Raw genomic sequence first — 25,022 nt, 5'->3', positions numbered from 1 at the left:
GCGCGCCAAAGATCAAGGGGGCAGCGATGAGCCAACGCGCATATGTGATAGATGAGATGATCTCGGCCAAGGCGATTGCCGCCCGAATAGAAGAGCTTTGCCGCAAAATCACCGAAGAGTTTGGCAACACAGACAAGCTGGTTGTTGTCGGTCTTCTGCGCGGAAGCTTTGTATTTATCGCTGATCTGGTGCGCGAACTCGATCTGCCTATCGAGGTGGATTTCCTTGAGGCGTCGTCTTACGGCGACTCGATGGAAAGTAGCCGGGAAGTACGCATTCTCAAAGACTTACGTGGTGCCATTGAAGGTCGAGACGTGCTGGTGGTCGAAGACATCGTAGATACCGGCCATACTCTGAATCACGTCACCAAGTTGCTGAAAAGCCGCAAGCCCACGCGGTTGAAATCGATTGCCCTGCTAGACAAGCCAAGCCGCCGCGAGGTTGATTTCCGCTCTGACTGGATCGGGTTTGAGATCCCTGATGAATTTGTCGTGGGTTATGGGATCGACTATGCTCAAAGAAACCGAAACTTGCCGTTTATTGGCAAAGTCAGGTTCGTCGAGGACTGATTTTGCCACCCTCGCATCGGAGGCCGAATGAACCCGCGTCATCTACTGCGTATGTCAATGTTGGTGAGAAAACCACCCTCGGAACGGCGCGTGCTGATGGTGTTCGGGATCATTGCCGTCTGCCTGATCGTCGGCGGAATTGAGTATCTGGGCTGGTGGCCTGAATGGGCGACCTCCCCTCCCCAAAAGCTCAGGCCCTGAGGTCTCCCCCCAACACCTGCTCAATTGCACTCAGAAAAATACCAGTTCCGATTGGGATCAGGGCATCCGGAAAATCGTAATCTGGATTGTGCAGCTGAGGATGGTCCTTTCCAGAGCCTAACCAGAACATGGCTGACTTGGCACCTTTCCCGAATTGACCGAAATCTTCAGAGAATCTTTGAGGTTCTAAAACCAGTTGGTACGGAACACTCTGTGTGGCACAGGCTTGAGCTAAAACCTCGGTAGCATCGGCATTGTTGGTGCAGGCTTCGAAGATGTCTTCGTACGTGATATCCACTGCCAATCCTTCAGATTTGGCAACAGACTGCACCAGGTTTTCGGCATCCTGAATCAGGCGTGACATGCGGTTGTCAAACACTGTTCTCAACGTCACCCAAAGCTCTGCGTGTCCCGGTGCAATGCCAAAGGTTGCTTCGCCCAAACTGGCGTGAGTGACTGTCGTCAGCGCAAAATCTGCGTCAAGCGCCCCACCCTTACCGAGATCTGCCAAAACAGGAATGAGCTGAGACAATGCACCCGCAGGCGAAACACCATCCTGGGGTGCCGCAGCGTGAGAGGTCTTGCCCTTCAACACAATCCGCATTCCACGCGATGCACAGTTGGCTGGCCCCTGGCACAGCTCAACCTCACCTAGGTCGAGTCCTGGCAGGTTATGCAGTGAAAACATGTAATCAGATGCGATCTCAGCAAACTTAGGATCAGCACGATAAGCAATCGCTCCCTGCCCGGTTTCCTCGGCTGGTTGGAAAATCAGCACCACTTTTCCGTTTGGTGGCCGTGATTTCCCCAAGGCCTCGGCAACACCCAGCACCATTGTCATGTGACCATCGTGACCACACAGATGCCCCTTCCCAGGAATGCGCGAGACATAGGGTGCATCAGAGATTTCCTGAATCGGCAAACCGTCAAGTTCGCAACGGATACCAACTGTTGGCCCCGCCTGTCCGCTGTCAAACACGGCAGCAATACCGTGACCACCGATATCCTTCAGGATCCGGTCGGGTGAATGTTGCTCCAACAACTCCGCAATCTGCGCAGCAGTATTTTTCTCTTCACCGGAGATTTCAGGTGATTGATGCAGCTTGTGGCGCAGCGATGTCAGCCGCGCCAGAGTTTCAGGGGTCACGCCTGACCCAGCTTCTTCTGCCGCGCCTCGCGCAAGCGCGCAAAGTCATCGCCCGCGTGATAGGAAGAGCGGGTTAGCGGTGTTGCCGAAACCATCAGGAAACCCTTGCCATAAGCAGCCTTTTCGTAGGACGCGAATTCCTCGGGCGTAACGAAACGATCCACTCCGTGGTGCTTGGGCGTCGGCTGCAAATACTGTCCGATGGTCAGAAAATCGATGTCCGCAGCCCGCATGTCATCCATGACCTGACGAACTTCCTGCTCTTGTTCGCCCAGTCCCACCATGATGCCGGACTTGGTAAAGATCGAAGGATCAAGCTCTTTGACGCGCTGCAACAGTCGCAAAGAATGGAAATAGCGCGCGCCTGGACGAACTTCGGGATACAACCCCGGAACCGTTTCAAGATTGTGGTTAAAGACATCTGGCTTTGCATCAACCACGATTTTCAGAACCGACGGGTCGCATTTCAGAAAATCTGGAGTGAGAATTTCAATCGTGGTTTTGGGCGAACGGTGCCGGACCGCGCGGATGGTCTGCGCAAAGTGTTCCGCCCCGCCATCCTTAAGGTCATCGCGGTCGACCGAAGTGATCACCACGTGATTCAGACCAAGCTTTTCAACCGCATGTGCAACGCGACCCGGCTCAAACGCATCCAGCGTATCCGGGCGACCGGTGGCGATATTGCAGAAAGTGCAGCCGCGCGTACAAATCTCGCCCATGATCATCATCGTGGCGTGACCCTGGCTCCAGCACTCACCCACATTCGGGCAACCTGCCTCTTCGCAGACTGTCACCAGATTGTTTTCGCGCATGATCTTGCGCGTATCGGCATACCCTTTGCCGCCCGGCGCCTTAACGCGAATCCAGTTTGGCTTTTTCGGCTGAGCATTGTCGGGCCGATGGGCTTTTTCCGGGTGCCTTTGCTCCGGGATTTTCAGATCACGCACTGAAGAATTTCCTGACTTTGGGTCAATTCGGTTTACCCATAACATAAACTGATCAGGCTGATTACGCTACCCGTGCATACCTGCTATGCACACCCATCTTGCAATCGCAGAAATCAAGCCAAAAACAATAGACATTTGACCTGTAATCTCATTGCGTTCCAACGGTTATTGGGAAATTTGCACACGCGGCATATCAATCATTGAAGCACTTTTAGAATCCTTTTAAATCGCAAATCAAACGCATGTGATTCACAGGAGTTTGAACATGAAGACTGGCGCGAAACTGCCCGAAGTGACCTTCCACACCCGCGTACGCGACGCATCGATCGAAGGTCCCAACCCATTCCGTTGGGAAGACAAAACCACAGCTGACTATTTTGCGGGCAAGCGGGTAGTCCTGTTCTCGCTGCCAGGCGCGTTTACACCGACCTGCTCGACCTATCAGCTTCCGGGTTTCGAGAAGGGTTTTGACGACTTCAAAGCTCAGGGCATCGATGAAATCTACTGCATGTCGGTCAATGACAGCTTTGTCATGAACAAATGGGCGCAAGATCAGGAACTGAGCAACGTCAAAGTCATCCCAGACGGTTCGGGCGAATTCACCCGTAAAATGGGCATGCTGGTCGACAAAGACAATCTGGGCTTTGGCATGCGTTCCTGGCGATATGCCGCCATCATTAAAGACGGTGTCGTCGAAGCCTGGTTTGAAGAGCCTGGCCTGATGGATAACTGCCCCGAAGATCCATATGGCGTTTCTTCGCCTGAAAACCTGAAGAAGTATCTGGACGAAGCCAAGGAACCGGCACTCGCCTGATCCAGTCGTTCAAATATCACGAAGGCCCGCATGATTGCGGGCCTTTTCTATATCCGTGTGCCTCCGACAATGTCCTCGCCAACCTGACGAATGACCTGAGCCAGCTTTTCAAACCAATCCTCATTCGCAGTCGATGCTCGTCGCACAAGTCCAACTGTACGAGCAGGTTGCGGTGCGCCAAATCGCAACAAACGCAAACCCGGAACTGCGTCGGATTCGGACTGCGCGGCAATCTCTGGCATGAGCGTCAGCCCAAACCCTTCGGCCACAAGACGCGACAGCGTGGCAAGCGACGATGCCCCCATGTTGATCTGAGCGCTGGTGCGGTCCTGACCGCACACTTCCAGCGCCTGATCGGTCAGACAATGACCGTCTTCCAACAGCATTAGCTGCGCAGAACCCAAATCGATCGGTCGCAACGCTTCGGGGCTGACTGACAATCGGCTCAATCGAGCTTCGCTTCCGGCCAGTAAAAATCTATCTTCGAACAAAGGGAGCTCTTCCAGCTCGCTTCCACCTACTGGTAACGCCAATACTGCGGCGTCAATCTCACCCCTGCGTAGCATCGACAACAGACGTTCGGTGCGCGCTTCGCGTATCTGAACACGAAGCGAGACATCCGCGGCACGTAAACCAGCCAAAACTCCCGGCAACAAATATGGTGCGACGGTCGGAATGACGCCAATAGAAAGAGATCGATGTCCTCCCGAATGGTCACGAGCGAACCGGTCCAGACGATCCGCCGCACCAAGAACACCCCGCGCGTGTTCAAGTACGTCACGCCCAAGTGGCGTGAGCAGAATATCCCGGGCCTGCCGCTCAAAAAGCGGCCCACCCATTGTTTGCTCTAACGCTTTGATCTGCACCGAAAGAGCGGGCTGTGAGACATGGCAAACTTGTGCAGCGCGCCCAAAGTTACGCTGCTCGGCAACCGCTCTTAAGTACTGGAGTTGTCTGAGGGTGAAATTCATAACCCTTGATTATCACTCACCCACAAAACCGCAAGATCGGTAAATGAATGATTGGGCTAGATCAGCCGATCATTCGGTCTTTCTCAGCTTGATCCTCGTAATGCCGTTTTAGGCGTTGCAGTGCGATGCGCAGTACAATTTTCCCCGACCGGGCAGACCAACCCATTCGCTTTTCGGCTAGCTCCAGGCCTTCAAGGTAGCAGCAACAACGCAATGCCACATCGCTCAAACCCGGACCTAGATCCGAAAGCGCATTCGCAACCCGATCCCGAGCGTCGGAGGATCCGCGCCCCACATGCGCATCCGCCACGAAACTACCCCGACCGCCCCCGGTGAGAAACTTGTCCCAGTTTTGGGTGACCTGAGGCCCAATCTGCGCGAGTTCAAAGTCTTCGCGCAACCGCTCACCCGCTGCGACAAGCGCCTCGTCAAGAAATGGGTTCCCATCTCGATCCCGGCGACGAGACAAAGCAATCAGAGGACTCTCTGCGGCACTATAGCGGATACGTCTTTGCCGATTTGGTTGTGCGCTAGCCCCCGCCTTACCCCTTTGATCTGCCTGAAAGGATGTCTGCGCTTCGGCCATGCCAAACTCATTGCGAGCCCGCGCCCGGTTTTCTGCCTCGGCAATCAGTCGACCCAGTGCAGATCGGCCCGCAGTCGAGATACGATAGCGAGAGATGCGCCCCGGGTTGTCGCAAGTAATCCAGTCTTGCAGCGCAAGCGCCTGCGCGATCTTGCAATCCACTACTGCTGTGCGAGTTGCGCCAGCATCCCCGCTATCGCGCACAACAACGGCTTTATCCATGTCCTCAGCAACGGCAAGTACCGAACCCGTTTCGCACAGCCTGCGCAGAACTCGTAACGCTTCACGATCAAACTCATTGTCTTCGTTGCTCGGCTGCAGGGCAAAGTCTTTGGTGCCTTGCGATGCGAAAACCCTCCTCCCTTGGTGATCTTCGGAAGGAAAATGGGACTCGGCCAAGGATTGCAGCGCGGCATCAACCAGCGGGTCATCCCGACGCATTTCGATCCGCCTGATCTGTCTCAGAATTGTCGAAGCATGGCACCCAGCCGATCGCGCAAGATCTCGGATCGACCTACCAGCCTCGGTGTGGGCCAGATACCTTTGCGCGCCCTCAGGAACCCATGCCGGAACGGTGAAAGCCAAGCTGTTTTCCATATTTATTTGCCCTCGTCGACAACAACAAACTGTCAAATTTCGCCGTCAGATTTTTCGTTAACCAAATCTAACTAGAGCCGCTTTCGTTACTTGTTCGTTAACCACAAACGGCGTGAACCAGAATTGATTCAAAAAGATAAACAGTCGTGAAACCATCGTTCGGGGAGAACAGAAACAAGGCAACACCCGCAATGGTTGTGTGACAAATATCGTGTTCAATTCTGATAACAAGGAACGCTTTGATGCATGACCTGTCGACCATGATCGCCTCACTTCGTCGCCCTCGCTTGCTGACGCGAGCAGCCAGAATCGGGGCACAAGACTATGATCGGGAACGACATTTACAACGCATCCTTGGCTTTGGCACTCTGCCAAAACCAAGTGCATCATTGATCCGCCTGATGGAGCTTGAGCGCGAGGTCAACGCCATGAGGAAATACTCAGATGCCGCATACTCATTGGTGCGGCATCTGGATTTGTTAATCGCGGTGATCGGTGAGGCGCAGCTGTACCGGGCCAGCCGCGCTTCACAATATCAGTGATCAGGTGAAGGCGTCTGGAACGGACGCCTTCTTTTCCGCAACATATGCGTTCAGTGCTTCGTTGACAGCAGGGTCGAGCTGCGGCTGTTGGTAATTTGCCAACAGATGTTCGACCCGTGACGTGGCCAACTGACGCGTGTCGCGGCCGCCTTCGTCTTCCCAGGTCTCGAAGGGTTTGTAGTCGAGAACCTCGGACTTCCAGAATGCGTCTTTGAAGTTTGCCTGCGTATGGGCGCAACCAAGGTAGTGACCACCCGGACCAACTTCGCGGATCGCGTCCATCGCCTGCGCATTTTCGTCATACGCAACGCCTTTGGCCAGACCGTGCAGAACACCCAACTGATCGGCATCCATGACGAACTTCTCGAAGTCGGCAACCAGACCGCCCTCGAGCCAGCCACATGAGTGCAACATGAAGTTCACACCCGACATCAGGCCCATATTCAGCGAGTTTGCGGTTTCATAGGCGGCTTGTGCGTCCGGCAGTTTCGAGCCGCAGAATGACCCGGCCGAACGGAACGGCAGGTTCAGACGACGCGCCAGCTGACCCGCGCCATAGGTTACCATTGACGCTTCGGGCGTGCCAAAGGTCGGCGCACCCGAGTTCATGTCGATCGAAGATACAAATGCACCAAAGATTGCAGGTGCACCCGGACGAATAATCTGGCTGTAGGCAACGCCTGCCAGAACCTCGGCCAGAACCTGTGTCAACGTACCTGCCACCGAAACCGGTGCCATCGCGCCACCCACGATAAAGGGCGAGATGATGCATGCCTGATTGTTTGCAGCATATACTTCAAGCGAACCCATCATCACGTCGTCGAACGTCATCGGCGAGTTGATGTTGGTCAGCGATGTCATGACAGTGTTTTCCTGCACGAACTCTTTGCCGAACAGGATCTCGCACATCTCAACCGAATCCTGCGCGCGGCTGGGATCGGTGACCGAGCCCATGAACGGCTTGTCCGACAGGGTCATGTGCGCCATCAGCATGTCCAGGTGACGCTTGTTCACCGGAATATCCGTCGGCTCACACACCGTACCGCCCGAGTGGTGCAGCCACTTGGACATATAGGCCAGTTTCACGAACTTGTTGAAATCATCCATGGTCGCATAGCGACGGCCGCCCTGCGCATCCCGCACGAACGGAGGGCCATAGACCGGTGCCAGCACCAGATTGCGACCACCGATGACAACAGATTTTTCGGGGTTGCGTGCATGCTGGGTGAACTGGCTGGGTGCTGTCTTGATCAGCTCGCGGGCCAAACCGCGAGGAATGCGCACACGCTCGCCGTCGACATCGGCACCAGCATCTTTCCAGCGCTGCAACGCACCGGGATTGTCAACAAAGTTGACACCGACTTCTGCCAGCACGGTTTCTGCATTTGCCTCGATAATCTCCAACGCTTCTTCGTTGAGGATCTCGAAGTTAGGAATGTTGCGTTCGATGTATTTCGCCGTTTCGATGCGAACCGCGGTGCGCTCGGCCCGGCGGGCGGCGCCACCGCCACCTCGTGCTCTGCGCCGGGTGTTTGCCTCTGCCATGAGATAATCCCGTCTGGATGGTTAGATTTGCAAGTTTGTTACAGGAAGCTCGGACCTGACCAAATGTAGATTACGTCGCAATAGGGGTAAAAGCGACATGAATAGCCTGACGTGCGCCAGTTACCCCGCGTTCGGTCAGTTCAGCGATTTGAACATCCGGACTTTGTTGCCTTCAGCTTCTTCTTCGCACCACCCCAGATGACGATACACCGCCCGCGTATCCTGCATCTGTCTGTGGGTCGCCAATCGGAGCACGTTGCACCCCTGCTCTCGCCCAGTTCGTTCTGCAATCTCCAATAGCTGCCGCGCCACACCCTGCCCTTGGGCCTCTGTAGACACAGCAATATTGAAGACCATGATCGCCTGGTCGATCCGGGCAAAGACTATGACACCAACAAGAGCGTCACCTATCTCTGCGACACTCACCCAATGATCTCGAATATCCTCTTCGATGCCCGCCGAAACGTCGGGCAAATCCGGAATGTCACGCCGTGCCGCGGCATAAGCTTGGTCGATACACTTACTGATTGCTTGCGCATCACCCACACTTGCATTTCGGAAACGAATATCAGCCATTGCGCCTCTTCCCTTCAATTCACAGGCCCACATCTCCACCAATTGGTGTCATTGCGCTTGCACATGCAAGGCTTGCAACCTAAGAGCCGGGTATGACCCAGACATCCCACGACCGCCTTCTGATCATCGACTTCGGCAGCCAGGTTACGCAGCTTATCGCCCGCCGCCTGCGCGAGCTGAATGTCTACTGTGAAATCCACCCTTACCAGAATGTCACGATGGACTTCGTGCGAGACATGGCACCCCGTGCCGTGATCTTTTCTGGCGGGCCCGACAGCGTGACGCGTGACGGATCCCCCCGCGCCCCGCAGGAGATTTTTGACTACGGTGTGCCCATCCTGGGCATTTGCTACGGTCAACAGGTAATGATGCACCAGCTGGGCGGCAAGGTTGAAAGCGGCCACGGTACCGCCGAGTTTGGACGCGCTTTTGTCACGCCGAAAGGGCAATTGGATATTCTGAACGGCTGGTTCGCGGATGGCGACGAGCAGGTCTGGATGAGTCACGGTGACCACGTCAGCGAGATTGCACCGGGTTTTGAGGTTTTCGGAACCTCCCCGAATGCACCTTTTGCAATCACTGCGGACACTGAGCGGCATTTCTACGCGGTCCAGTTCCACCCGGAAGTGCACCATACTCCCAAAGGTGCCAAGCTATATGAGAACTTCGTCAGACTGGCGGGTTTCAAGGGTGACTGGACCATGGGTGCCTATCGCGAGCAGATGATCGAGAAAATCCGCGAACAGGTTGGCGACAAGAAAGTCATCTGTGGCCTGTCCGGCGGTGTCGACAGCTCAGTCGCGGCTATCCTGATTCACGAAGCCATCGGTGATCAGCTAACGTGTGTGTTTGTGGACCATGGCCTTCTTCGAAAGAATGAAGCGCAGGAAGTCGTCTCAATGTTCCGCGACAACTACAACATCCAGCTGATCCACGCAGATGAGAGCGAGCTGTTCCTCGGAGAACTGGATGGACAAAGCGATCCGGAAACCAAGCGCAAGATCATTGGCAAGCTCTTCATTGATGTGTTCCAGAAACATGCGGACACGATTGATGGTGCCGAATTCCTTGCTCAGGGCACTCTATATCCTGATGTCATCGAATCCGTATCCTTCTCGGGCGGCCCCTCGGTAACGATCAAATCGCACCACAATGTAGGTGGCCTGCCCGAGAAAATGGGCCTGAAGCTGGTCGAACCTCTTCGCGAGCTGTTCAAGGACGAGGTCCGCGCACTTGGTCGCGAGCTGGGATTGCCCCAGAGCTTTATTGGCCGCCATCCTTTCCCCGGACCAGGACTGGCGATCCGTTGCCCTGGCGAGATCACACGCGAAAAACTGGATATCCTGCGCGAAGCCGATGCGATTTACATCGATCAGATTCGCAAACACGGCCTGTATGACGAGATCTGGCAGGCCTTTGTGGCGATTCTTCCGGTTCGCACGGTCGGTGTAATGGGTGATGGCCGCACCTATGACTACGCTTGCGCACTTCGTGCCGTAACGTCAGTAGATGGCATGACCGCAGATTATTACCCCTTCAGCCATGAATTCCTTGGTGAAACGGCAACCCGGATCATCAACGAAGTTAAAGGCATCAACCGGTGCACCTATGACATTACGTCAAAACCACCGGGAACGATCGAGTGGGAATAAGTTGAAAAGCCGGGCTTTGTCCCGGCTTTTTTGTTGTATGTTCGGGCCAAAAAGAGATTACTCATCAATGCTATAGAACGAGACTTCATCGGAGTTCGGTGTGACCGAAAAGAAAGCTGAAATCGGTAAGGCCGCCCTCTGGATGACGGGTGCCATAGCTTCATTCTCGTCCATGGCGGTTGCCGGGCGTGAGCTCAGCCTTTCACACGACACCTTTGAAATCATGATGTACCGCAGCGTGGTCGGGGTTTTCGTAGTGTCCCTGATCCTGTCATTTACCGGAAACTGGCACCAGGTATCGACGAATAGATTAGGCCTGCACGCAGTCAGAAACACGCTTCACTTCACGGGGCAAAATCTCTGGTTTTACGCCGTAGGCGTCATCCCTTTGGCTCAGGTTTTTGCGCTGGAATTCACTCAGCCGATTTGGGTCATCCTTCTCTCCCCACTCTTGCTAAAAGAGCGTCTGACAGCCCTGCGAATGACGTCGGCGATTATTGGATTTGCTGGAATTCTCATCGTCGCGCGCCCCGGGGTGACGGCGATTAGCCCGGGCGTGATCGCGGCAGCCGCATCTGCCATTTTCTTCGCTTTAACAACGATTTCCACAAAAACACTCACGCGCCATACCAGCATCGCCTGTATCGTTTTCTGGTTGACGGTGATGCAGGCCATTCTTGGACTTGTCGCAGCTGGATTGGATGGTCAGATTGCACTGCCGACAGTGGAAACTGCTCCGTTCCTGATCCTTGTTGGGTTGGCTGGTTTACTTGCACATTTCTGTATCACAAACGCTCTGGCCATCGCGCCTGCAACCGTTGTGATACCCTTCGATTTTGCCCGCCTGCCAACGATCGCGATCGTCGGAATGATCCTGTATCACGAGCCATTGGATCAATGGACCCTGCTGGGGGCCGCTGTAATCTTTTCGGGAATTTTCCTGAACGTCTGGTCTGAAAATCGTATCAATTCCGCAACACAGCCGCAGAACACTCGCTGAAACTAACGTTCGGTCACTGGTTGACGTTTTTTAAATGTCTACGCGATTATCAGGAACCTATAAAAAATAGCAGGGGTATGTCGGTCACTCTGACGCGCCCGAGGCTATCGGATAGTGAAAAGGGAGGACGAAATGAAAAAAGCGCTGCTACAAGCGTGCGCGGTATGTGTCGGGGCGACGGCAGTACAGGCGGGCGGCATCGACCGCAGTGGTCAGGGAATCAATATTCTTTTCGAAGAAGGCTCTGCCGTTCAGTTCCGTTTGGGCTACACCTCACCAAGTGTCAGCGGAACGATGCTCGGTGTCGACTCTGGTAATGTCGCTAACAGCTTTTTTACGCCTCATTTGGCCTATAAGCATGCTTTCACTGATCAACTGGATTTTGCTCTGATCTATGATCAGCCGTTTGGCGCTGACATCGACTACGCCTCTGGCTACCCTCTATCTCGGAACCCAGTTCCGGGCGGTCGTAGTGATGTACTACGCGCAAAAGCTGATACTGATGCGGTAACGGCATTGTTGCGCTATAAATTCGATGGCGGCTTTAGCGCCATTGGTGGTCTGCGTATTCAACGCCTGAAGGCGAATGTGGCAGTTCCTGCAGCTGTAGGGTACGAAGTGAACAGCGGAGCATCGACGGACCTCGGATATGTACTTGGTGTTGCTTGGGAAAAGCCTGAAATCGCAGCACGTGTTGCTCTGACCTACAACTCGAAAATCTCTCATGATCTGTCACAAACGGAATCGCTAAATCCGCCGCAAGCAGCAGGTACTGGCCTAGTTGCAAGTTTCCAGACCAACAGTGAGGTTGCTTCGCCGCAATCGGTGAATCTCGATTTCCAAACTGGTGTCGCGCCAAAAACCCTACTCTTCGGATCGATCCGTTGGGTTGATTGGCCACAAACTATCTACGATCCGCCAAACTATCCGCCTGCGAACCCATTGGTCGACTATGATGATCCGACTTGGACATATTCATTGGGCTTAGGTTATCAGTTCACGGATGAATTCTCTGGTGCTGTAACTCTGGGATACGAGTCCTCAACAAATGAGCCGGTTTCCAACCTTGGCCCAACTGATGGCTTCTGGAGTATCGGAGTGGGTGGGACCTACTCTCTGGAGAAGGCCAAGATTTCGGGCGGTATTCGTTATACCGATCTGGGCGACGCGACTGCGGATGGTGCAGGCCCGGCTGCGCGCGCTAACTTCACTGGTAACAGCGCCTGGAGTGTTGGCCTGCAGGTTACCTACGCCCTCAACTGAGCGTAACCTGAGTTGAAAATCGGATCACCCCGCCCTTTCGGCGGGGTTTTCTTTTCGCAAGAAACGGGTCGCATATCTGAGCCCAACGATGCGACACAGAGCCATGGCATTACAAAAAACCCTTTCCCCCCGCGCCTGGTTTGAACTCACTCTTTTGGGAGTTATCTGGGGCGCTTCGTTCCTCTCCATCCGCATCGCACTCGACACGATCCCGGTTATGACATCGGTGTTTCATCGCGTTTTCTGGGCATCATTGGTATTGTGGACTGTAATTCTGATACGCGGTCAGAAGGTTCCCACGAGCCTACGAATATGGGGGGCGTTTCTGATCATGGGGTTGCTGAACAACGTACTACCGTTCTCACTGATGGCGTGGGGGCAGCTTTATGTGGACACCGGCCTGACCTCGATCCTGAATGCCGCAACCGCGATATTCGGGGTTTTGCTCGCAGCCGTTTTCTTCCGGGACGAACGTCTTACCGGGCTCCGTTTGCTTGGTGTCGGGTTGGGGTTCTTAGGCGTTGTAACAACAATCGGAATTGAGAATTTTCTGAGCTTTGATTTACGCAGCGTGGCGCAGATCGCCATTCTAGCCGGTACCGTGTCATATGCATTGGCCGCAGTCTGGGCGCGGTTTCACCTTTCTGATCTTTCACCTCAGGTTGCCGCTGCAGGGATGCTGACAGGATCAACCGTGATGATGCTGCCGATCATGCTGATCGTGGATGGGCCCCCTTCCCTTTCATTACCGTTGGAGACCTGGTTAGCGATTGGATACTACGCGATCGTCGCAACCGCCGGTGCATATTTGCTCTACTACCGAGTGCTGGCCATTGCCGGCAGTGGAAACCTTCTGCTGGTGACTCTGGTCATCCCGCCGGTCGCCATACTGCTTGGCACTCTGTTACGTGGCGAGTCACTGCCTCCCAATGCCTATATCGGGTTCGCTATACTTGCAGTTGGCCTTGTTATCCTCAGCAGATCAGGACGGCGCAATTGACGCCGCCCTCGGGCCGATTTAGCTAGAGCAAAACAAGGGATAGCGGATCATGATCTACGGCTCGGCAGGAGACTGGCGCGATGCAGCGCGAAAAAAAGTGCTGTTTTTCGGCATGTCCGGGTTGGGCAAGACATATGTTTCAAATGTTCTGAGAGATTCCGGCGACTGGTTTCACTATTCCATCGATTACCGGATCGGCACCCGTTATATGGGCGAGTACATCACCGACAACGCCAAAGCCGAAGCGATGAAGGTGCCCTTCCTCCGCGACCTGTTACTTTCGGATTCCATCTATATCGGATCGAACATCTCGTTCGAAAACCTCACACCTGTGTCCGCCTATTTGGGCAAGCCGGGCAACCCTGATCTGGGTGGTCTTGAAATTTCTGAATACCGCAGGCGACAGGAGCAGTTTCGACTGGCGGAAATTCACGCCCTCCTGGACACTGAGTACTTTATCGACCGGGCCAGACGCCTGTATGACTATCCTCATTTCATTTGTGACACCGGTGGGTCAATCTGTGAATGGGTGGACCCCGAAGACCCTGGTGATCAGGTCATGTCGGAATTGTCACGCCAGACACTCATGGTTTGGATCAAGGGCGACGAAGATCACACAGCCGAACTGATCCGCCGTTTCGACAAGGCCCCCAAGCCGATGTCATATCAGGCCGAGTTTCTGACCAAAGTCTGGGACGAATACCTGACCGAGCACGACTGCTCGAGCGCCGAGGTTGACCCTGACTCGTTCATTCGTTGGACCTATGCGCGGGCATTGGCCCATCGCCAACCCAGATACGAAGCTATGGCCAAGAACTGGGGCATCACGATCACTGCTGACGATGTGAGCAAAGTACGGGATGCACGTGATTTCGATGAGTTGATCGAACGCACCCTTGAGACCAACCCAAAGCGCGCCTAAGTTCCAAACCTCTCTAGAAGCCTGAAAAGTCTGAACCAATGCCGATCAAGATTCCATCAAACCTGCCTGCCTTCGACGTCCTGACCCGGGAAGGCGTCATGGTCATGGCGGAGGATCACGCGGCCCGTCAGGATATCCGCCCTCTTCGGATCGGTCTCTTGAATCTGATGCCAAAAAAGATTCAGACTGAAAACCAGTTCGCGCGCCTCATTGGCGCAACGCCATTGCAGATTGAACTGACGTTGATCCGCATGACCGAGCACCGTACCAAGAACACGGCCGCCGAGCACATGAGGGATTTCTACCGGCCGTTTCAGGAAGTGCGGGATCAGAAGTTTGATGGTCTGATCATCACTGGTGCGCCGATCGAGCATCTTGAATTTGATGATGTCACCTACTGGAAAGAAATTTCAGAGGTGTTCGAGTGGACCCAAACAAACGTGCATTCCACATTTGGCGTGTGCTGGGGTGGGATGGCGATGATTAATCACTTCCACGGCGTTAAAAAACACGTGTTGGATGAGAAAGCCTTTGGGTGCTTTCGCCATCAGAACATGTCACCGGCCTCACCGTTTTTGCGCGGTTTTTCTGACGATTGCGTCATCCCAGTCAGCCGCTGGACGGAAATGAAACAAAGTGAGATCAGCGATGCTCATGGTCTGGTGACTTTGTTGGGCAGCGAAGATGTTGGACCTTGTCTGGTTGAAGATCCCGCGCACCGTGCGCTCTATATTTTCAATCACTTCGAGTATGACAGTGACACACTGAAGCAGGAATATGACCGGGACATAGAAAATGGCACGTCTATCAATGTACCGATCAACTATTATCCTGACGACGATCCCTCTCAAACACCTCAGAACCGCTGGCGTAGCCATGCACACCTGCTTTACGGTAACTGGATAAACGAGATTTACCAGTCTACCCCATTCGACATGAGCAAAATTGGCGACTAAAATTCTGATATCCCTCGGCGTTGTTCTGGTTTGCCTTGCTACGGTAACCGCATGGTTATCTGCAAGAAACGAGGCACGCGCCGAGACAGAATTTCCACCCGAAGGACAAATACTCGATGTCGATGGAGTTCCCGTTCATGCAGTCGTCATGGGCGAAGGGCCTGACGTCGTCCTGATCCACGGGTCCAGCGGAAACACCCGCGATATGACCTTTGCCTTAGCCCCGATACTCGCTCAAAACTACCGGGTAATCGTTTTTGACCGTCCCGGGCTTGGATATTCCGGCAGCTTCAATCCCGACGGTGAAACCATAACCGAACAGGCGGAAATCCTGCAGCATGCAGCTGCTTTTCTTGGGGCTGACAAGCCAATCGTTGCCGGACAAAGCTATGGGGGATCGGTGTCGCTTGCCTGGGCAATTACCCGCCCCGACAACATTTCGGCTCTGGTCCTGATTGCACCCGCCGCGGTGCCTTGGGAAACACCCTTGGATTCATTCAATACGATCGCGTCCACATCGGCTGGGAACACGCTCGCCCTGCCCCTGATAACAGCCTTCACACCTGATTGGTATGTCTCGCAGGCTTTGGATTCTGTGTTTGCCCCTCAAAAAGCACCCGAGGGCTACGCGCAGCACTTTGGTCCCAGCTTAACCATGCGCCGTGCGTCGATGCATTCGAATGCCAAGCAACGTGCCAATCTGTTGGATGAGATCACGCAACTTCAGCCCCGCTACGGCGATATCTCAGTACCCACTGAAATCGTCCATGGAACTGCCGATACGACAGTGGAACTGGATCTTCATTCCGAGCGCTTGGTCGAGCAGATACCGGGCGCTGAGTTGATAGAGTTGGAAGGCGTAGGCCACATGCCCCAGGTTGTCGCCGCCGATGAAGTTGCTGCGGCGATAGATCGTGCAGCCCAAAGGGCAGGTTTGCGTTAGAGCCACGCGTAATCCATAGTAAGTTATGGATTTTATGGCGAGGCTCACATGACCCGATCAGAAAAAGGTTCCATCCAAAAGTACTTTAAGAACAGCGCCCCCAAAGAGGTTCGACAGGCTATCGAAAAGTCGAAGAAGGGTGACATTCTAAATCCCACTTATCCCTACCCTGAACGAATGAAGGGTAAGGACTATGACGAGCAAATGGACGCCCTGCAAATTGAGCTGGTCAAGATGCAGTCTTGGGTCAAGGAAACCGGACAGCGGATTGCCATCATATTTGAAGGCCGCGATGCCGCTGGCAAGGGTGGCACAATCAAACGGTTCAGGGAAAATCTGAACCCGCGCGGTGCCAGGAACGTAGCGCTCGGGAAACCCTCGGATTCAGAGCGCAGCCAATGGTACTTTCAACGTTATATCCCACACTTGCCGTCTGCTGGAGAAATCGTTTTCTTCGACCGCAGCTGGTACAATCGCGGCGTTGTTGAAAACGTTTTCGGTTTCTGCACGAATGAAGAACGCGAGCGTTTTTTTCGCCAGGTCCGACCGCTGGAAACAGGCCTCGTGAATGACGGCATTCAACTTTTCAAATTCTGGCTGAATGTAGGGCGTGCCGAACAGCTCAACCGCTTTTTGTCGCGCGAGACTGACCCTTTGAAACAATGGAAACTCAGTCCCATTGATGTCGCTGGCCTGGATAAATGGGAAGAATACACGCAGTCGATTGCGGAAACTCTGACGCGATCACACGCAGAACACTGCCCCTGGACCATCGTGCGATCGGATGACAAAAAACGAGCCCGCCTGGAGGCAATCAGAACCGTTTTGAACGCACTGGACTATGACGAGAAGAAACCAAAGGCCATTGGCCCCATAGATTCAAAAATATGCGGCGGACCCGAGGTCTGGGACGCCTAGTGCACAGATTGTTCGCATTTCGTGGAACGGAGAAAACTGCAAAATTCACAGGGCAATAGTTGGACGATCGCACCGGGTTACTCTATGTATCTACTTCTAAAAACACTAAAACCAAGAGGCACCTGAAGCCGGGATGACCAAACGCGGCTATCACCACGGAAATCTCAAGCAAGCCCTGATTGAAGCGGCGTTGTCGTTGATCGAGGAAAAGGGGCCGACGGGCTTTACTCTGTCCGAGGCGGCGAAGACTGCTGGTGTTACCCCTGCAGCTGTATACCGTCACTACCAAGGTCGCGAGGACCTGATCGCCGGGGCTGCACGACAGGGCTTCGAAATGTTCGCGGACCTGATGCAATTTGCCTACGACAAAGGTCAGCCATCAGCCTTGGCCGCTTTCGAGGCAACAGGACGCGCCTATCTGGCGTTTGCCCGCAAACATCCCGGCCACTATATCGCGATGTTCGAAAGCGGTATTTCGGTAAATCGTACGCCAGAACTGGCGATGGCTGCCAACCGGGCCAAAGACGTTCTGGAAAAGGCAGCCTCCGACCTGTCGCAGCATATACCACCGGAGAAACGTCCACCCGCCTCGATGTTCAGTGCCCACATATGGGCCATGAGCCACGGCGTCGTGGAGCTGTACGCCCGCAACACCGGTGCAAGTTCTCCATTTTCACCTGAAGATTTGCTCGAGTCTGGTATTGGAATTTATCTCAGAGGGCTCGGTCTGGTGCCACCAGACGAATAACACGTCTCAGAAATGTCTGCTTGGTTGTGGGACAGAAAGACCAGACGTAACGTTGATCAGGTTCATCTCACCCATGCCTTTGATGTCGACTGGCCCAAGGTCAGACACCTGAAACTCATCAATCAGAGCGTACTTCATCTCTTCTGGTGCAACGATGTTCATCGGGTTGGCAAACACCTGCAGGCGAGACGCGATGTTCACAGCTGGGCCAAAGACATCATAGACATATTTCTGAATGCCCACGACAGACCCTACAGCGGCCCCCATACCTAAGCCGACCCTTGCCTGCCATTTATGTGGATGACTCTCGTTGCGCCGCTCGAGGTAACGCAGGAACCGGACCGCGCAGTGGGCTACGGCGGTCGCATGATCAGGAGTCGCGTCCGGCATACCCGATACCGCGAGGTAGGCGTCACCGATTGTCTTGATCCGCTCGCAACCGAACTGCTCGACGATGCGATCAAATGCGGTGAAGATATCGTTCAATTCACTCAACGTAACGGTTGGATCGGTTTGGGACGCAAAATCGGTGAAGCCGACAAAGTCCAGCATGACCACTGAAACCTGCTCGTACAGCTGCGGTGTGACAACGCCGAATGTTTTGAATTCCTCATAGACTGCACGAGGCATCAGATTGAGCAACAACCGCTCGACCCGCTCCTTTTCACGCTCCAACTCGCGCGTATTGCGTTCAACCATGGTCGAATAACTGTCGATCATGCTTTCGAGTTCACGGATGCGCGTAATGTTCTGACACTCGACAACCAGAACCTGCTCCTCAAGACCATTGGCGAGAGAGATTGTCGTGGCAAATATCAGCGTTCGGCGTTTGGGCTTGATCTGCAACTCGGCCGAGTATCGCAAACCGGATTGCTTAACATCGTCTAGTTCGCGCTGATCAAGATCGGGCAGTAGATCCAAGAGCGTCTGCCCTTCTGCCGGAGTTCCAAACCATTCTGCAAACGGCCCATTGTGAAAGACAAAGGTCAGGTCCGACGCGCGCAAGACAGCCACGCCGACCCCAATCGCCCGCAGCAGATGCTCATTGATGGCAAGAATGCTCATGCGGCATCCCGGGCGACGATGATCGCACGCTTTCCCTCGATAGCAGACAAAGCGATCTGAATATCAGCCTCTGACATGCCATGCATGGCCAGAGCTTCGCCAAACAACTCAGCCATCTCATCAAAGTCGTCGTGGCTTATCTTCAGATGACGATGAACAGCTTCGATCCTTTCATCGCTGAACGATGCCGGTCCCCCCACCAGAGACGATACGAATTTTGTCTGATGGTCGATCAGTCGAGGCATGTCGATGTCTTCGAAATGCACGCCGATCCCGTCCGAATCCAGCGCCATTTCGTAGAATGACATCACGATACGGCTGATGGTTTTGAACCCGCCGTACTTTTCATAGATCGTTTGACTCACAACACTAAACCAAATGCCGTTCAGCAATAACACTACAAGGTTATATCAAATAGATAGTTTTGTTAATGTTTATGATGATTAAGATGTCGAGGTCGAAGTAAATGGTCGATTACAGTCGGCCCGTTCCTCACTAAGGCAAACACTTGCGATCAAACACTTAGCTAAATCTGCATGTACTCAGATTTGTGCACTAACTTTGCGATTTCCAGCAAAATGAGATGCCCGAGCATGATCTCAGGAGCGGTGCACTTGTTTAGATACATCGCGACTTTGAAAAGCCTTAGAATGCTATGCCAAATTTTGGTGATATGGCGGAGAGACAGGGATTCGAACCCTGGAGACGGTTTCCCGCCTACACACTTTCCAGGCGTGCGCCTTCGACCACTCGGCCACCTCTCCGTGCCGGCGATATGTGAACCATCGAAACCAGATTTGCAAGGCCCGAAATCAGCGAAATTGCTCTGTTGCTGCGCAAATCTATCTGACGAGTATGAAAGCTCGCCGACACTAGATTTGCGCTGACTGAAAGGTCTTCACCAACATGCCTATCAGACCTCATCTCCGTTATCGGGAGACAGGTCAGTTTCGGTCATTTCGATCGGATCTGAGCTTTCCAAAGTTGCTTTTGGCGACGGATTGTCGGCATCAGGCTTGGTTGATTTAGGCTTATCACTACCCGGTGCCTGCAACGTTTCGGGGTTTCTCAACCACACGTCACGCTGAGCGAACGGGATCTCGATACCTTCTTCGACGAAACGGCGATTGATTTCATGGTTCATGTCAGATTTGACTGACAACACCCAGTTCACATCCCGCAGGATGGCTCGGATTTCAAAATCCAGTGAATCAGCGCCAAAACCCTGGAACACCACGCTGGGCGCTGGGTTTGCCAAAACCATTGGATGTCCGTTTGCAATCTCACCCAGAATAGTCTCGACCTTGCGCGTGTCCGTACCATAGGCCACGCCGACGGGGACAATCACCCGCCCAACTGTGTTGCCACGTGTATAGTTCGTTACCACGCCGCTGATCAGATCTGAGTTCGGAACAATCACATCCGTTCGGTCAAACGTCTCAATCCGTGTTGAACGCACCGAGATGTCACGGACATACCCCATCATCCCGTTCACATCGATCCAGTCACCTTTGGAAATCGGGCGTTCGACCAGCAGGATGATGCCCGAGACAAAGTTGGACACAATAGTCTGCAGACCAAAACCGATGCCGACCGACAGAGCGCCCGCAACAATCGCCAGTGAGGACAGATCGAATCCGGCCACCGTGATGGCAACCAGCGCGGCCAGGAAAATCCCAACATAGCCCGTACCAGCGGCAATTGCGTTCTGCCCTCCCGGATCAATGCTGGTCTTAGGAAGCAGCGAATTCCGAAGGCCACTCTGCAACAGACGCGTCAGCATATAGCCGATTGCGAATATTGCGACGAATGTCAGGAAGTTGCTGGGAGAGATTGTAACTCCACCAATATCGAAGCCAAGCAAAAGCCTCGACCAAGCTTCGCTCAGATCAGATTCACGAGCACCCCAGTAAATTGCCAACACCGGCAAGGACAGGATCGCGAGAACGAACCCTACAAGAACCGAAAAAAGAGAATCACGGGCGGCATCACCCTGCCCTGTAATCCATCCATAAATCAGGCTGATAAAACGCTGAACGATCACCAACGCTGCGATCAGAACAAGTGTCTTTACTGCTGGAAAGACGATTGCTTCGGCTGCGTTTGTATACCCAAAGATCGCAAGGATCGGGCTCGCGATGCCGAGAAAAAACAGAGCTTTACGCAAAACATCTATGAGTTGGCTAAAGCCTGCAGCACGCGTTGTGCTGGCTTCTGCCTTTTCCCCATCGGGTTCTATGCGCCGGATCTGGCGAACCCGCAAAAGAAGGAGCGATGTTGCCAAAATGACCGGGAAGCTCACCACAGCTTGCGTTGCGTCTGAGATGTTCTCTATCTGCTCGAACAAATTCGCCAGTTCATGCAGGATCAGCATAACGGCCAGCAGGTCAATGTAGACACGCAGTTCTTTGATCTTGTTCGATGAGATACTTGTGAAGTTCTGAGCCGCTCCCATCAGGAAAATCTGACGGCCAATCCAATCATAATAGAAGATAATCGCGGCCCAGTATGGAATCTCCTGAAACAGCAGAGCGCCACGTAGCCCCAGAACGCCCGTCAGTACGACCGCCTGAACCAAAAGTGTGACGCCAAGCCAAGGCAGAATGATCCGAAACAGTGAGATTATGAAGGTCCATACACCGCTGCCACTTCCTCCGAGGCTGCGCAGATAGTCTCCGCCCTTCTCGGACCATTGTCTCCCGTAAATCAGCAAGACCAGCGCGATGGCGACCAATACGAAGATTGCCAAGCCGCGATCGCGCAACTCTTCCCGAACAACATCCGATCGCAAATTCTGCAAGGTTTCGTTGGCAAGACTACGCGCGGCCTCGGTCAAATCGACCCATGCTGGCGCCCAATAGACCGGGTTTATGGGGGAAGGTCCGCGCTCTAGAAACTCTTTCTTCTGACGATCCCGGATAAGCTGATCGATTTCACTAATCAGACCATTTGCCCGGCTATACGCCTCTTGGGAAATGATACGAGGGACCCGTAAACTGTTCAGTTGGGTCTCCAGATGAGCGCGAAGATTGGCGATATCTTCAGGCTCGCTCGATCCTTCTTCGGGCTTGGGACCTAGCGCTTTGATCTGGGCTTCAAGGGTTTGGATCCGCTCAGTATTAGCGCCCCTGGCTTTATTGAAGTCCTCTCTGTAACCATTTATTTCTTCGCGTAAATTTTCCAGAGAAGCGTTCGAAGCACGGTTGGCTTCGATAACAGCTTCGGCGCGGTTCGCCGTACTTACCCAACCCTTGTAGTATTCGCTTTGGCGATCTGTCAGCTGAGCTGATGCAACGCCAGCAAAACCGATCACGAGAACCGCGATCAGGGTAAGGAACAGGCGAACCTGCTGCAGCATCATACGTCCTCGAATACGCCAGGAATGCTGCGCGGCGCTTCGGTCATCCAATCAGGGACCGGCAGCTCTTTCTCACGCAGGAAATCGGGGTTGAACAGTTTAGACTGATAGCGGGTTCCGAAGTCACACAGAACGGTCACAATCGTGTGGCCTGGCCCCATTTCCTTAGCCAGTCGCACAGCACCAGCCATATTGATCGCCGTAGATCCACCCATAACCAGCCCCTCTTCGCGCAAAAGGTCGAAGATGTATGGAAGCGCCTCGTTATCGGTAATCTGATACGAATGATCGGGCGTGAATCCTTCGAGGTTCTTAGTAATCCGGACCTGGCCGATGCCCTCTGCGATCGAGCCGCCCTCGATCGCGATTTCACCGGTGGTGTAGTAGGAAAACAGCCCGGCCCCCATTGGATCAGCCAGGCCAATCTTCACACCTTTGGGCTGCAGTGCCTCGGCAACACCAGCAAGCGTCCCGCCAGAACCGACAGCACAAATGAAACCGTCGACCTTGCCATTGGTCTGTTCCCAGATTTCCGGGCCAGTTGTCTCAACATGTGCCTGACGGTTTGCCACGTTATCGAACTGGTTGGCCCAAATCGCGCCGTTGGGTTCGCTCTGTGCAAGCTCCTCGGCCAAGCGACGAGAGTAATGAACGAAGTTGTTGGGATTACGATAAGGCGCAGCGGGTACCTGAACCAGTTGTGCACCCGCAAGGCGCAGCATGTCCTTCTTTTCTTCGGACTGGGTTTCCGGAATGACGATGACTGTCTTGAAACCCATCGAGGCACCAACCAACGCCAGACCAATGCCTGTGTTGCCCGCTGTGCCCTCAACAATTGTGCCACCAGGCTTTAGATCGCCGCGCGCAATCGCATCACGAATTATGTACAGCGCCGCACGATCCTTGACCGATTGGCCCGGGTTCATGAACTCGGCCTTGCCAAGAATTTCGCACCCTGTTTCTTCACTGATGCGGCGCAACCGGATCAACGGTGTTTTACCTACTGCGTCGGCCAGATCTCGTGCAATGCGCATAGCACCCTCATCTCATTGGTATTATCGCAGATGTACAGGCGCTCAGCCCTGACCACAAGCCGGGATAGCTATCCTCGCAGGCGTTCGCGATGCCTTGCAAGCCAATGCGCCAGCGACAAAAGCGGCAAATCCTTGAAGGTGTGGTTATCCACCATCTCCATGAATGTCTCGTAAGGCAGGATTCTGCTGCGGATATCTTCGCCTTCGGATGCAAGCCCACCGCTTTCCGTTGTTTCAGTCAGATCGCCAAGCCCAACGTATAGATAAACATATTCGGTCGAAGAACCGCTCGATGAATATGCACCACCCGCGTACTCCAGTGCCGTCAGTTCGATCTTCGCCTCTTCCACTGCTTCGCGCCGGGCTGCCTGCTCGGGTGTCTCACCCGGATCAATCATGCCGGCTACAGGCTCCCACATCCACGGCTCCGGGTCATCTATCAGGTACACCGGGGTTCTGAACTGCTCGACCAGCAGGACACAATCGCGGACGGGATCATAGGGCAATACAATCACAGCGCTTCCTTGCAGAAGCGCACTGCGATTCAACACCGGCCCCATTGAGCCATCATACTGCCGGTACTGCAGCTCGATCTCTTCCATGCCGAAGTAGTTGATGTAAGCCCGCCGATGGCTTTTGACGATCACGTCTCGGCTCACGTCGTGCTGATCGCCGGTATGGCGCTGCTGCGCGGCCAGTTTAGCCCAGGCCCGTGTGCGGATCGCAGGAAAGCTCCGCTGAATGCGGCTCGCATCAACCCGACCGTAATAGGCCATCACTTCTGACGCCGCCTGCAAGGTCATCGCCCCCCAAGCATCTTCCCACTTCTGCAGCGACCAAAGCGTATCGGGAACCCATGCATCCGGTGCCGGAAAAAACACCTGCGCTTGCGCAGTGGTACCGTCTTGTAACGTCAGCATTTGGACATGCAGGTCATAGTCGAACCCGCCTTCGTAAAACGTCAGGCGGTCAAGATCTTGCTCGCTCAAACCGCGCACAATGATGCCTTCGGCGGTACTTCCTTCTTCGTTGACGATCATGGGAAAAGCCTGCCCCTGGACCGCATAAACTGCGTGATCAGGCAACACCGCCTTTGTGAACGATATATCCGCGCTGCTGCGTCCCAGAACCAACTCAAGCAGTGGCACGTACCGCAACGTGCCGTAGAAAAACAAATCTGACAAAGATTACGTCTCGCTTTTTTATCGAATGAGCTTAGCGCCAGCGCCGGGCAGCCTGTTCAGTAAAAACCCCTGCCACCAGCGCGCCGATAGCCAAAGTGATCAGAATCTCGGGCACCATAAGCTGTTTCCCAAACTCGACTCCAAGCTCAAAGATGGCAAGAACCGCCTCGAACGGACCATCATAGCGGTGCCGCATTGCAAGGCGGAACATTTCGTAGGCTCCCTGCACGAACAAACCCCAGAACACCAAAGAGACCATCCCGGTCAATCCGTTGTTGAGGGCGGAAGTCCAGCCCCGGCCAGCCCGTTTGCCCATGATGCCCCAACCGCAGGCAAATCCTAGGGCCAGGTTCACAAACGTGAAGTAGCCATAGCTTTTGCCTTCTTCTCCGTTGTCGATGATCATGCCGGATACCAGAAAGGCCACCACCATCAGACAAATAGCGGCAACAAGCTTTGGAGCAGTAGGCATTCGTAGGATCCG

The 25,022-nt window shown here is 54.0% G+C and carries 25 protein-coding genes and 1 tRNA gene; 13 read left to right on the top strand and 13 right to left on the bottom strand.

Annotated elements, in window-relative coordinates; all coding sequences use genetic code 11:
* Positions 1-26 precede the first annotated feature (26 nt).
* The gene (gene hpt / locus GOX61_RS09130; protein WP_155142049.1) at positions 27-569 is read left to right on the top strand and encodes a hypoxanthine phosphoribosyltransferase; all 543 of its coding nucleotides are present in this window, start codon (positions 27-29) and stop codon (positions 567-569) included.
* Between the two features lie 27 nt (positions 570-596).
* On the top strand, positions 597-770 hold the full coding sequence (locus tag GOX61_RS09125; RefSeq protein WP_170333042.1) for a hypothetical protein: 174 nt from the start codon (positions 597-599) through the stop codon (positions 768-770).
* On the opposite strand, the gene GOX61_RS09120 is transcribed toward GOX61_RS09125, so the two are convergent.
* Both GOX61_RS09120 and lipA read right to left on the bottom strand, forming a co-directional pair.
* Positions 760-1,917: an amidohydrolase gene (locus GOX61_RS09120; protein ID WP_170333040.1), complete on the bottom strand. Its 1,158-nt coding sequence runs from the start codon at positions 1,915-1,917 to the stop codon at positions 760-762. The two genes, GOX61_RS09125 and GOX61_RS09120, sit on opposite strands and share 11 nt — an antisense overlap.
* Positions 1,914-2,864, bottom strand: a complete 951-nt coding sequence (gene lipA, locus GOX61_RS09115; RefSeq protein WP_170333038.1) for a lipoyl synthase — start codon at positions 2,862-2,864, stop codon at positions 1,914-1,916. Before lipA ends, GOX61_RS09120 begins: the two co-directional genes overlap by 4 nt.
* A gap of 265 nt (positions 2,865-3,129) precedes the next feature.
* On the opposite strand from lipA, the gene GOX61_RS09110 reads away from it, so the two are divergent.
* Positions 3,130-3,678: a peroxiredoxin gene (locus GOX61_RS09110; RefSeq protein ID WP_170333036.1), complete on the top strand. Its 549-nt coding sequence runs from the start codon at positions 3,130-3,132 to the stop codon at positions 3,676-3,678.
* A gap of 47 nt (positions 3,679-3,725) precedes the next feature.
* Here GOX61_RS09110 and GOX61_RS09105 read toward each other — a convergent pair whose 3' ends face one another.
* Positions 3,726-4,649 carry a hydrogen peroxide-inducible genes activator gene (locus tag GOX61_RS09105; protein WP_170333034.1) on the bottom strand — a complete coding sequence of 308 codons (924 nt, stop codon included), beginning with the start codon at positions 4,647-4,649 and terminating at the stop codon, positions 3,726-3,728.
* Positions 4,650-4,710: 61 nt separating this feature from the next.
* A complete protein-coding gene (locus GOX61_RS09100; protein ID WP_170333031.1) occupies positions 4,711-5,832 on the bottom strand; it encodes a DUF6456 domain-containing protein in 1,122 nt (373 codons plus the stop codon).
* Between the two features lie 242 nt (positions 5,833-6,074).
* On the opposite strand from GOX61_RS09100, the gene GOX61_RS09095 reads away from it, so the two are divergent.
* Positions 6,075-6,374 (top strand): DUF6477 family protein, encoded by a 300-nt coding sequence (locus GOX61_RS09095; RefSeq protein WP_170333029.1) that lies wholly within the window; start codon positions 6,075-6,077, stop codon positions 6,372-6,374.
* On the opposite strand, the gene GOX61_RS09090 is transcribed toward GOX61_RS09095, so the two are convergent.
* Together GOX61_RS09090 and GOX61_RS09085 are read right to left on the bottom strand one after the other, a co-directional pair.
* A complete protein-coding gene (locus tag GOX61_RS09090; RefSeq protein ID WP_170333028.1) occupies positions 6,375-7,919 on the bottom strand; it encodes a trimethylamine methyltransferase family protein in 1,545 nt (514 codons plus the stop codon).
* Between the two features lie 135 nt (positions 7,920-8,054).
* Positions 8,055-8,495 (bottom strand): GNAT family N-acetyltransferase, encoded by a 441-nt coding sequence (locus GOX61_RS09085; protein ID WP_170333026.1) that lies wholly within the window; start codon positions 8,493-8,495, stop codon positions 8,055-8,057.
* A 92-nt stretch (positions 8,496-8,587) separates the two neighbouring features.
* Here GOX61_RS09085 and guaA point away from each other — a divergent pair, with 92 nt between their 5' ends.
* The 9 genes from guaA (at position 8,588) to GOX61_RS09040 (ending at position 17,897) form a co-directional block, all read left to right on the top strand.
* Positions 8,588-10,147: a glutamine-hydrolyzing GMP synthase gene (gene guaA / locus GOX61_RS09080; RefSeq protein WP_170333024.1), complete on the top strand. Its 1,560-nt coding sequence runs from the start codon at positions 8,588-8,590 to the stop codon at positions 10,145-10,147.
* Between the two features lie 100 nt (positions 10,148-10,247).
* The gene (locus tag GOX61_RS09075; RefSeq protein WP_367646952.1) at positions 10,248-11,147 is read left to right on the top strand and encodes a DMT family transporter; all 900 of its coding nucleotides are present in this window, start codon (positions 10,248-10,250) and stop codon (positions 11,145-11,147) included.
* 132 nt (positions 11,148-11,279) lie between these two features.
* Entirely contained in the window at positions 11,280-12,410 is a 1,131-nt protein-coding gene (locus tag GOX61_RS09070) for an OmpP1/FadL family transporter (RefSeq protein WP_170333022.1), read from the top strand.
* A 103-nt stretch (positions 12,411-12,513) separates the two neighbouring features.
* Positions 12,514-13,410 (top strand): DMT family transporter, encoded by an 897-nt coding sequence (locus tag GOX61_RS09065; protein ID WP_170333020.1) that lies wholly within the window; start codon positions 12,514-12,516, stop codon positions 13,408-13,410.
* Positions 13,411-13,459: 49 nt separating this feature from the next.
* The gene (locus GOX61_RS09060; protein WP_170333018.1) at positions 13,460-14,332 is read left to right on the top strand and encodes an ATPase; all 873 of its coding nucleotides are present in this window, start codon (positions 13,460-13,462) and stop codon (positions 14,330-14,332) included.
* A 38-nt stretch (positions 14,333-14,370) separates the two neighbouring features.
* Positions 14,371-15,288, top strand: coding sequence for a homoserine O-acetyltransferase MetA (metA, locus tag GOX61_RS09055; protein ID WP_170333016.1), 918 nt, complete (start codon positions 14,371-14,373; stop codon positions 15,286-15,288).
* Positions 15,278-16,231 (top strand): alpha/beta fold hydrolase, encoded by a 954-nt coding sequence (locus GOX61_RS09050; RefSeq protein WP_170333014.1) that lies wholly within the window; start codon positions 15,278-15,280, stop codon positions 16,229-16,231. Before metA ends, GOX61_RS09050 begins: the two co-directional genes overlap by 11 nt.
* Positions 16,232-16,279: 48 nt before the next feature.
* Positions 16,280-17,149 (top strand): polyphosphate kinase 2, encoded by an 870-nt coding sequence (gene ppk2, locus GOX61_RS09045; RefSeq protein ID WP_170333012.1) that lies wholly within the window; start codon positions 16,280-16,282, stop codon positions 17,147-17,149.
* Positions 17,150-17,282: 133 nt separating this feature from the next.
* Positions 17,283-17,897, top strand: a complete 615-nt coding sequence (locus tag GOX61_RS09040; RefSeq protein WP_170333010.1) for a TetR/AcrR family transcriptional regulator — start codon at positions 17,283-17,285, stop codon at positions 17,895-17,897.
* A 6-nt stretch (positions 17,898-17,903) separates the two neighbouring features.
* Here GOX61_RS09040 and GOX61_RS09035 read toward each other — a convergent pair whose 3' ends face one another.
* From GOX61_RS09035 to GOX61_RS09005, 7 genes are all read right to left on the bottom strand, one after another.
* Complete coding sequence (locus tag GOX61_RS09035) at positions 17,904-18,962, bottom strand: adenylate/guanylate cyclase domain-containing protein (protein WP_155143726.1); 1,059 nt, start codon at positions 18,960-18,962, stop codon at positions 17,904-17,906.
* The gene (locus tag GOX61_RS09030; RefSeq protein WP_170333008.1) at positions 18,959-19,327 is read right to left on the bottom strand and encodes a group I truncated hemoglobin; all 369 of its coding nucleotides are present in this window, start codon (positions 19,325-19,327) and stop codon (positions 18,959-18,961) included. The genes GOX61_RS09035 and GOX61_RS09030 overlap by 4 nt, the downstream gene beginning before the upstream one ends.
* Positions 19,328-19,636: 309 nt before the next feature.
* Positions 19,637-19,726, bottom strand: a tRNA-Ser gene (locus tag GOX61_RS09025).
* A gap of 149 nt (positions 19,727-19,875) precedes the next feature.
* Positions 19,876-22,320, bottom strand: coding sequence for a DUF3772 domain-containing protein (locus GOX61_RS09020; protein ID WP_170333006.1), 2,445 nt, complete (start codon positions 22,318-22,320; stop codon positions 19,876-19,878).
* Positions 22,320-23,354 (bottom strand): cysteine synthase A, encoded by a 1,035-nt coding sequence (locus tag GOX61_RS09015; protein ID WP_170333004.1) that lies wholly within the window; start codon positions 23,352-23,354, stop codon positions 22,320-22,322. The genes GOX61_RS09020 and GOX61_RS09015 overlap by 1 nt, the downstream gene beginning before the upstream one ends.
* Positions 23,355-23,422: 68 nt before the next feature.
* The gene (locus tag GOX61_RS09010; protein ID WP_170333002.1) at positions 23,423-24,538 is read right to left on the bottom strand and encodes an NUDIX domain-containing protein; all 1,116 of its coding nucleotides are present in this window, start codon (positions 24,536-24,538) and stop codon (positions 23,423-23,425) included.
* Positions 24,539-24,569: 31 nt separating this feature from the next.
* The gene (locus GOX61_RS09005) at positions 24,570-25,010 is read right to left on the bottom strand and encodes a TrgA family protein (protein ID WP_155143730.1); all 441 of its coding nucleotides are present in this window, start codon (positions 25,008-25,010) and stop codon (positions 24,570-24,572) included.
* Positions 25,011-25,022: the final 12 nt, after the last annotated feature.

Source organism: Ruegeria arenilitoris (genome assembly GCF_013030265.1).
GTDB classification, from domain to species: domain Bacteria; phylum Pseudomonadota; class Alphaproteobacteria; order Rhodobacterales; family Rhodobacteraceae; genus Ruegeria; species Ruegeria arenilitoris_E.
The sequence above is the reverse complement of the archived record's forward strand: the minus strand, read 5'-3'. Positions and strand labels throughout refer to the sequence as shown.

Bases quoted from the DNA above. Each gene is read 5' to 3' on its own strand.
- GOX61_RS09015 (WP_170333004.1), bottom strand. From the start codon at position 23,354: ATGCGCATTGCACGAGATCTGGCCGACGCAGTAGGTAAAACACCGTTG.
- GOX61_RS09090 (WP_170333028.1), bottom strand. From the start codon at position 7,919: ATGGCAGAGGCAAACACCCGGCGCAGAGCACGAGGTGGCGGTGGCGCC.
- guaA (WP_170333024.1), top strand. From the start codon at position 8,588: ATGACCCAGACATCCCACGACCGCCTTCTGATCATCGACTTCGGCAGC.
- GOX61_RS09085 (WP_170333026.1), bottom strand. From the start codon at position 8,495: ATGGCTGATATTCGTTTCCGAAATGCAAGTGTGGGTGATGCGCAAGCA.
- GOX61_RS09105 (WP_170333034.1), bottom strand. From the start codon at position 4,649: ATGAATTTCACCCTCAGACAACTCCAGTACTTAAGAGCGGTTGCCGAG.
- GOX61_RS09060 (WP_170333018.1), top strand. From the start codon at position 13,460: ATGATCTACGGCTCGGCAGGAGACTGGCGCGATGCAGCGCGAAAAAAA.
- hpt (WP_155142049.1), top strand. From the start codon at position 27: ATGAGCCAACGCGCATATGTGATAGATGAGATGATCTCGGCCAAGGCG.
- GOX61_RS09110 (WP_170333036.1), top strand. From the start codon at position 3,130: ATGAAGACTGGCGCGAAACTGCCCGAAGTGACCTTCCACACCCGCGTA.
- GOX61_RS09125 (WP_170333042.1), top strand. From the start codon at position 597: ATGAACCCGCGTCATCTACTGCGTATGTCAATGTTGGTGAGAAAACCA.
- GOX61_RS09095 (WP_170333029.1), top strand. From the start codon at position 6,075: ATGCATGACCTGTCGACCATGATCGCCTCACTTCGTCGCCCTCGCTTG.
- GOX61_RS09070 (WP_170333022.1), top strand. From the start codon at position 11,280: ATGAAAAAAGCGCTGCTACAAGCGTGCGCGGTATGTGTCGGGGCGACG.
- GOX61_RS09035 (WP_155143726.1), bottom strand. From the start codon at position 18,962: ATGAGCATTCTTGCCATCAATGAGCATCTGCTGCGGGCGATTGGGGTC.
- ppk2 (WP_170333012.1), top strand. From the start codon at position 16,280: ATGACCCGATCAGAAAAAGGTTCCATCCAAAAGTACTTTAAGAACAGC.
- GOX61_RS09005 (WP_155143730.1), bottom strand. From the start codon at position 25,010: ATGCCTACTGCTCCAAAGCTTGTTGCCGCTATTTGTCTGATGGTGGTG.
- metA (WP_170333016.1), top strand. From the start codon at position 14,371: ATGCCGATCAAGATTCCATCAAACCTGCCTGCCTTCGACGTCCTGACC.
- GOX61_RS09020 (WP_170333006.1), bottom strand. From the start codon at position 22,320: ATGCTGCAGCAGGTTCGCCTGTTCCTTACCCTGATCGCGGTTCTCGTG.
- GOX61_RS09100 (WP_170333031.1), bottom strand. From the start codon at position 5,832: ATGGAAAACAGCTTGGCTTTCACCGTTCCGGCATGGGTTCCTGAGGGC.
- GOX61_RS09065 (WP_170333020.1), top strand. From the start codon at position 12,514: ATGGCATTACAAAAAACCCTTTCCCCCCGCGCCTGGTTTGAACTCACT.
- GOX61_RS09040 (WP_170333010.1), top strand. From the start codon at position 17,283: ATGACCAAACGCGGCTATCACCACGGAAATCTCAAGCAAGCCCTGATT.